The sequence below is a fragment of the Desulfobacter sp. genome (assembly GCF_050177295.1).
On record NZ_JBFXHE010000237.1, the window covers coordinates 1 to 6,781 of the forward strand.

Consider the following 6,781-nt stretch of genomic DNA (forward strand, 5'->3'; position numbering starts at 1 on the left):
CCCAGCCATAAAAAATAAATCTCAGCTGCATGAAACCGCGCACCTACACGACGTGAATTTTCAGTTGGAAATACCCTATAATTGAACTAATTGAAAAAGAATTTATACATCGTCCCGTGGAATTGTCAATAATAATTACCTGGTGACAATGAAAACCGTCTTTTTTTTAAAGGCTTGTTGTGTACAAGGGGAGCTGGTAGGATATGTCTGACATGAGTGAATATGGTTGGTCTTAATTTTATTCGGGAGGTTTTATATGCAAACAAAGCTTAATGGTATTCAATTGGCTTATGATGAAACAGGGGATGGGCCCGCAGTATTGTTGATTCACGGATTTCCTCTTTGCCGGCAAATGTGGCGCCCCCAGACCCAGGCGTTGGCCGCCGCCGGTTTCCGGGCTGTCGTTCCCGATCTGAGGGGGTTCGGGGAGAGTGAGCCGGGCACCGAGGCCGGCTCTACAGATCTGTTGGCCGATGACCTGATCGCGCTGCTGGATTATCTCGGTATCAAGAAAGCCGTGGTCGGCGGCATGTCCATGGGCGGGTATGTGCTACTCAACCTGCTGGCCCGTTATCCGGAACGGTTTTCCGCTGCCTGTTTTATCGTCACCCGGGCTGACGCCGATGATGAAACCGCCCGGGGCAAGCGCAACCATCTCATCGCCGAGATTGAAGCAGGGCGGCCGGATGCGGTGCCAAATGCGTTTACCCCGCTTCTTTTTGCTGACCAGACGGTTGCTGCCCGTCCTGGGTTGGTGGAGGAGGTGCGCGGCTGGATGAAGGCGACCTCTCCATCCGGTTTGGTTTTGGGGTTAGAGACGATTCGGGACCGGGGCGATTCATCGGCATTGCTGCCTGAGCTGAAACTCCCGGTCTTGGTCATGGGCGCCCGCGGGGACAAGGCGATTCCGCCGGAAAAATCAACGGATCTGGCCGGACAGATTCCCGGGGCCCAACTTTGCATGTTCTCCGCTGCCGGTCATATGGTCAACATTGAGCAACCGGAAGCATTTAATTCCGCGCTAGTTGATTTCTTACGTGCCAACTAATGTCTGGGCAAAAAAAAGGGGGGGCTCTGACCGCTTTGGTGGTCGCGGCCGCCGGAGAGATGTACAGTCACAGGAAGTATTCCCATGTCACTGGCTTTTGATTCGGAAAACAATCTTATTGATCTGCGCTCGGCCCGGATCTTTTCCACGGAGAATCGGGCCTGGGAAGAACTTGACACCATTCCGGCGGAACTTGCCCCGGTATCGGAAACAGATGCGGTCACCCGGCTTCAGCAGCAGGGTGGCCGGTGCAGGGTTCCGGTGGGAATTCTGGGCGGCCGCAAAGCGTCGGAAGAACAGCTTGCAGATGCGTTGGAGCTGGGAACGCTCATCGCTCAGATGGGGCTGACCCTGATCTGCGGCGGGCGCCAGGGTGTGATGGAAGCCGCCTGCAAGGGAGCGGCAGAGGCTGGCGGAATCTGTGTGGGACTGCTGCCCGATGAAAATCCCGGTACAGCCAACCCCTATGTCACCATCCCCCTGGCCACCGGGATCGGAGTGGCCAGAAATGCAATTCTGACACGGGCCGCTCTCTGCCTCGTGGCCGTGGGCGGGGGATACGGCACCCTTTCGGAGATTGCCTTTGGCCTTCAGTTTGAAAAAAAGGTGCTCGGCCTCCCCGGAGCCCCGAACATTCCGGGTATGCTCCCCTGCCGCAGCCCGAAAGAGGCTGCCGCCAGAATAGCCCGGGTGGTTCTGAATCTGCCCCAATAGGATCAACCGGGCCCTGTCCAGCCTGGGGTATACCCCCTATAGCGCAGGGCAGCAGAATTCCATTTTACTTGGAAAACACAGAATGGCGTGCGATGTCGGTAATGGCCACAACCGCCGGATGCTTAAGAATTCGTTCAACAGAGATGGCATAAAACCGGTCCTTGATATTGTCGCACCGGCCGATGATATCCACCTGATACTGGTCTCTAACCTCCGATTCAATAATAGTGGGCGCGATAAATACACCGTCTCCGGCCTGCCCGAAAACCGTCAGCAGTGCATTATCCTCAAACTCAGCGACCACCACCGGCCGAATGGACAAAGCCTCAAACCATTGATCGACAGCGCCCCGAAGCCATGACATGGTCATGGGCATTAACATGGGGGCGTGATCCAGACAGTCCGGAAATTTTTCAGGCAGGCTTTGGGCCAGTTTTTTTTCGGCAAAAAAAGTGATGCCGCATTCTCCTAAAAAATGGTTGTAGGTTTTCACGCTGAGGCCGGGCTGCGGCAAACCGTCGGAAATCACCAGGTCAAGATTGTGCCGGGCAAGATCCGCAAGCAGGTCTTTTTCCTTGCCTTCGTGACAGGCCAGGCGAACAGTCTTCCCCATACACAGGGCAGGTTCAATGAGCTTTCTGGCCATGAGTTTCGGCACCACGTCCACGATCCCGACTTTCAGTGAAAGCGGACCGACCACTGGCCGGCTGTGAACCTGATCCATCAATTCCCGTCCCAAAAAAAATATCTTGTCCGCATATTGGAACACCATCTGTCCCAGATCCGTGGCTTCCAGTTTCCGCCCCTGCCGGTTGAACAGTTTTCCACCCAAAGACTCCTCTAATCTGGTGAGCTGGGCACTGATGGTTGACTGGGCCAGTCTGAGTCTGGTGCTGGCTGCAGTAATGCTGCCTTCCTTCATAACTATCCAGAAATAGTAAAGATGATGATAATTAAGCCATTCCATGTTTTATTCGCTTTTTTCGAATACTAATCACTGTATTATCTATTTGACCGAATAAACTCAGCCCGTTATGATCTGATTTTCTCTTGGCTGCTGAAATTTTAATATGTGGACAGCCTATCATGAAGCCTGCAAGAGGGTCCACTGTTTTGACCAGAAGTTAATGCGGTTTGTAAACAGCCGGTCACCCGATGATGTCGGGGAAATATGGTGATAATAAAATAAAGGAAATGACGTTTATGAAAGATGCTGTGAAATTAATGCGCATTACGGTCCCATTGCTGGTGCTTCCGGCCATGGTTTTTGCCCAGGCTGAGGCCTCCTCTGCTGCGGCCTCCGGACTGACAGACACCGCCTACGGATATTTTGCGGTAATTTTTTTTATCGTGGCCTATGCCCTGGTTCCCCTGGAAAATAGTATCCATTTAAGAAAGAGCAAGCCCGTGCTGTTGGCTGCCGGTGTAATATGGGTTCTGGTGTCGCTGGCCTATGCCGGTATCGGAGATACGCACACCGCCCATGATGGCATAAAACACAGCCTTGTTGAATATGCGGAACTGTTTTTGTTCCTGCTGGCGGCCATGACCTACATTAACGCCATGGAAGAACGCAACGTTTTCCAACGTCTGCGGGCGATTCTGGTTTCCCGGGGCTTTTCTTTGAGGCAGATTTTCTGGATTACCGGGATTCTTGCCTTTGTCATCTCCCCGGTGGCAGACAATCTGACAACGGCATTGCTCATGGGGGCAGTGGCCATGACTGTCGGCGGAAAAAATAAAGGCTTCATCAGTCTTGCCTGCATCAATATCGTGGTGGCGGCCAATGCCGGAGGTGCGTTTTCGCCATTTGGAGATATTACCACCCTGATGGTCTGGCAGAAAGGCAAGGTGGCCTTTTCCGAATTTTTTTCCATCGCCATCCCCTCACTGGTAAACTGGCTGGTACCGGCCGTGGTCATGAGCCTGTTTGTGGACAAGGATGTTCCCGAGGCACTGGATGAATCCGTTACCATGAAGTATGGGGCCTGGGTTATTATGGGGCTGTTTCTGGCAACGATTGTGACAGCCGTCTGTTTCCACAATATCCTGCATCTGCCCCCGGCAACCGGCATGATGCTGGGGCTTGGATACCTGGGGATGTTTTCTTATCATATCAAGCGCCATGAGAACCAAACCATGAAATACGACCCCATTCTCGGGGTCCGGGATACCGACGCCGCCCCTTCACCTGACTTTATTCCCTTTGACATCATGAAAAAAATATCCAGGGCTGAATGGGATACCCTGTTGTTTTTCTATGGCATTATCCTTTGTGTGGGCGGGCTGGCCCAATTCGGATACCTTGCGCTGATTTCCCAATTTATGTACCTGGGTCTCGGGGCCACCTGGGCCAACACCTTTGTGGGTGTCCTGTCGGCCATTGTTGACAATATTCCGGTGATGTTCGCCGTTCTCACCATGGATCCGGCCATGTCCCACGGCCAGTGGCTCCTGGTCACCCTGACGGCCGGTACCGGCGGCAGTATGCTTGCCATCGGCTCTGCGGCCGGCGTGGCGCTTTTGGGCACTGCCCGGGGTACCTACACCTTCGGGGGCCATCTGAAATGGACCCCGGTGATCGCTCTGGGCTATGCCTTAAGTATTTTATGCCACCTGTGGCTCAACAAGGCGGTGATGTAGACAAGGCAAAGGCTGGAGTAAAACCTTATGCCCTCATAAATTTCAAACAAAGAAAATACTACACCACGGTCAGCAGCATAAAAGCTGGATGTCGCCGGGTGTGAACCCGGGGTACGGGTACAGCTTTCGCACGGCCCGGGCCGTAAGCTGGGCATTATTATGGGTAAATTTCCCGGTTAATGGGTCAATGGCATAAAAAAATAAGCGGTGGATTTGAGAGGTTACGGACTCACCTTTACAAACCTTGGACCAGCACTTATATTAAGGTCTAAATTTTTTTAAAAAAGCGAATACTGCAAAAGGAGCTTTCAGGTGAAACAGATCTTGGTACTGGCCACGACCAATAAAGGCAAAACAAGGGAATTAAAGGACAGGCTGCAAAACTATCCGGTTGAGATAAAAAACCTGTCTGATTTCGGTCCCATTCCCGAGGTGATAGAAGACGGGGAGACCTTTGACGACAATGCCTATAAAAAGGCTTCGTTTATTTCCAGAATTCTGGGATATCCGGCCCTGGCGGACGACTCAGGGCTTTGCGTGGCAGCTCTGGGCGGGGCACCTGGCGTATATTCGGCCCGTTACGCCGGGGAAAATGCCACGGACCAGGACAATGTGGACAAACTTCTGGACGCCATGAAAAATGAAGAAAACCGCAAAGCAGCCTTTGAATGTGTGATCTCCATTGCGGTTCCCACAGGAGCTGCTTTGACCTATGAAGGGCGCTGTGAAGGGGTGCTTACCCGGGAACCTGCAGGAAATAACGGGTTTGGTTATGATCCGCTGTTCTTTTTTCCGGAATTGAATAAAACCTTTGCCCAATTGTCCATGGATGAGAAGGCAAGGGTCAGCCACAGGGGAAAGGCGTTGCAGGAGATCACCCAGGAGATGGACAAAATCCTGGACTGGATAGATATTCAAATGTCCCGGATTATCACTGAACCGGGCTGTAGATAATTTTTCACCCAAAGGGAAAAACAATGGATGCATTCAAAGAACTGGTAAAATCCAACCGGTCCTGCAGACGGTTTGACAACGCATTTGCCCTGGATATCCAAACCTTGACTGAGCTTGTGGAACTGGCCCGGTATACGGCCTCGGCAGCCAACAACCAACCCTTGAAATATATCATTTCCAGCAGCCGGGAACAAAACGAGAAGATCTTTTCCTGCCTGACCTGGGCCGCTTATCTGAAAGAGTGGAAAGGCCCAGAACCCGGGGAACAGCCCACGGGATACATTGTCATCCTGGGGGATACCACCATTTCAAACAATTTCTGGTGCGACCACGGCATTGCCGCCCAGACCATGCTTCTCGGGGCCCGGGCAAGGGGGCTGGCCGGATGTATGTTCGCCGCCATTAATATCAAAAAACTTAAAAGTCTGCTTGGCATCGGCGATCACCTGGAGGTAAAGCTGGTCATCGCACTTGGCAAACCCGTGGAACAAGCCTGCATTGATGATGTGGATGAGGGCGGGGATATCCGGTATTTTAGGGATGAAAATCAGGTTCATCACGTTCCCAAGCGTAAACTTGAGGATCTGATTCTCAACACCTGGTAGCTGTGAAGGTTCTGTTTGTTAATCCATCCTGCCTGGATCCAAGGGTTACGGACCCGGATGCGCTTCAGGTCCCCATCGGGCTTTATTATCTGGCATCCGGGCTTCTGGACCAGGGTTGGATATCCGGTATTTTAAATCTTGCGCCGGCAGGCCCGGCCAACCCGTCGGCAAAGGGCTCGGCAAATAATACACTTGACCTGTTCTCCCAGGCCGTCGTGCGGGAGCAGCCTGATATCATAGGGTTTTCCGTAACAAGCCCCACCCGGATCAATGCCACGGCATGCGCAGACAAGGCCCGGCAGCTTTTGCCGGACAGCCTCATTGTATTTGGGGGGCCCGGCGCCACCTTTATGGCGGATTTCCTGTTTGACGCCTGCCCTGCCCTGGATGTGATTGTCAAAGGCGAAGGGGAGATCAGCACGGCAAAACTGGTACATGCTGCAAAACAAATAAAAAACCGTTTTGGCACCATCCACCAGGCCCAGGTTATCAGAGCTGAGCTGGTACATGAGCTTGGCCGGATTCCCGGTATTGTTTTCCGCAAGGGCCCAAGCATTCATGACACAGGTCAAAGTGAACTGGTAAAAGACCTGGACACCCTGCCCCACCCGTCCCGGTATTTCACCTACCAGCACCTGTCCATGTCCAGGGGATGCCCCGGAACATGCACCTTTTGCGGGTCCCCGAAATTCTGGGGCACCTCCCTTGTCCGCCGCCACTCCCCCCAATGGCTGTTCGAAGAGATCAAGGCACTTGCCCAAAAGGGCGTAACCCATTTTTTCATCAGTGACGACACCTTTACCATGGATGGCGATGC

7 protein-coding genes are annotated in these 6,781 nt (G+C 52.8%); 6 read left to right on the plus strand and 1 reads right to left on the minus strand.

Translation table 11 applies throughout. From position 1 onward, the window contains the following. Positions 1–256 precede the first annotated feature (256 nt). Both AB7U36_RS15330 and AB7U36_RS15335 read left to right on the plus strand, forming a co-directional pair. Positions 257–1,048 carry an alpha/beta fold hydrolase gene (locus AB7U36_RS15330; protein WP_428160591.1) on the plus strand — a complete coding sequence of 264 codons (792 nt, stop codon included), beginning with the start codon at positions 257–259 and terminating at the stop codon, positions 1,046–1,048. An 84-nt stretch (positions 1,049–1,132) separates the two neighbouring features. Then, a complete protein-coding gene (locus tag AB7U36_RS15335; protein WP_428160592.1) occupies positions 1,133–1,762 on the plus strand; it encodes a TIGR00725 family protein in 630 nt (209 codons plus the stop codon). A 64-nt stretch (positions 1,763–1,826) separates the two neighbouring features. Here the strand turns inward: AB7U36_RS15335 and nhaR are convergent, their stop codons facing one another. After that, positions 1,827–2,729: a transcriptional activator NhaR gene (gene nhaR / locus AB7U36_RS15340; RefSeq protein ID WP_428160593.1), complete on the minus strand. Its 903-nt coding sequence runs from the start codon at positions 2,727–2,729 to the stop codon at positions 1,827–1,829. A gap of 236 nt (positions 2,730–2,965) precedes the next feature. Between nhaR and nhaD the strand changes: the two genes are divergently transcribed. From nhaD to AB7U36_RS15360, 4 genes are all read left to right on the plus strand, one after another. Beyond that, entirely contained in the window at positions 2,966–4,405 is a 1,440-nt protein-coding gene (nhaD, locus tag AB7U36_RS15345; RefSeq protein ID WP_428160594.1) for a sodium:proton antiporter NhaD, read from the plus strand. A 312-nt stretch (positions 4,406–4,717) separates the two neighbouring features. After that, entirely contained in the window at positions 4,718–5,359 is a 642-nt protein-coding gene (locus AB7U36_RS15350; RefSeq protein WP_428160595.1) for an XTP/dITP diphosphatase, read from the plus strand. 23 nt (positions 5,360–5,382) lie between these two features. Continuing rightward, positions 5,383–5,964, plus strand: a complete 582-nt coding sequence (locus tag AB7U36_RS15355) for a nitroreductase family protein (RefSeq protein WP_428160596.1) — start codon at positions 5,383–5,385, stop codon at positions 5,962–5,964. 2 nt (positions 5,965–5,966) lie between these two features. After that, on the plus strand, positions 5,967–6,781 hold an 815-nt coding region (locus AB7U36_RS15360), incomplete at its 3' end, for a B12-binding domain-containing radical SAM protein (RefSeq protein ID WP_428160597.1).

Bases quoted from the DNA above. Each gene is read 5' to 3' on its own strand.
- AB7U36_RS15330 (WP_428160591.1), top strand. From the start codon at position 257: ATGCAAACAAAGCTTAATGGTATTCAATTGGCTTATGATGAAACAGGG.
- AB7U36_RS15335 (WP_428160592.1), top strand. From the start codon at position 1,133: ATGTCACTGGCTTTTGATTCGGAAAACAATCTTATTGATCTGCGCTCG.
- AB7U36_RS15355 (WP_428160596.1), top strand. From the start codon at position 5,383: ATGGATGCATTCAAAGAACTGGTAAAATCCAACCGGTCCTGCAGACGG.
- nhaR (WP_428160593.1), bottom strand. From the start codon at position 2,729: ATGGAATGGCTTAATTATCATCATCTTTACTATTTCTGGATAGTTATG.
- nhaD (WP_428160594.1), top strand. From the start codon at position 2,966: ATGAAAGATGCTGTGAAATTAATGCGCATTACGGTCCCATTGCTGGTG.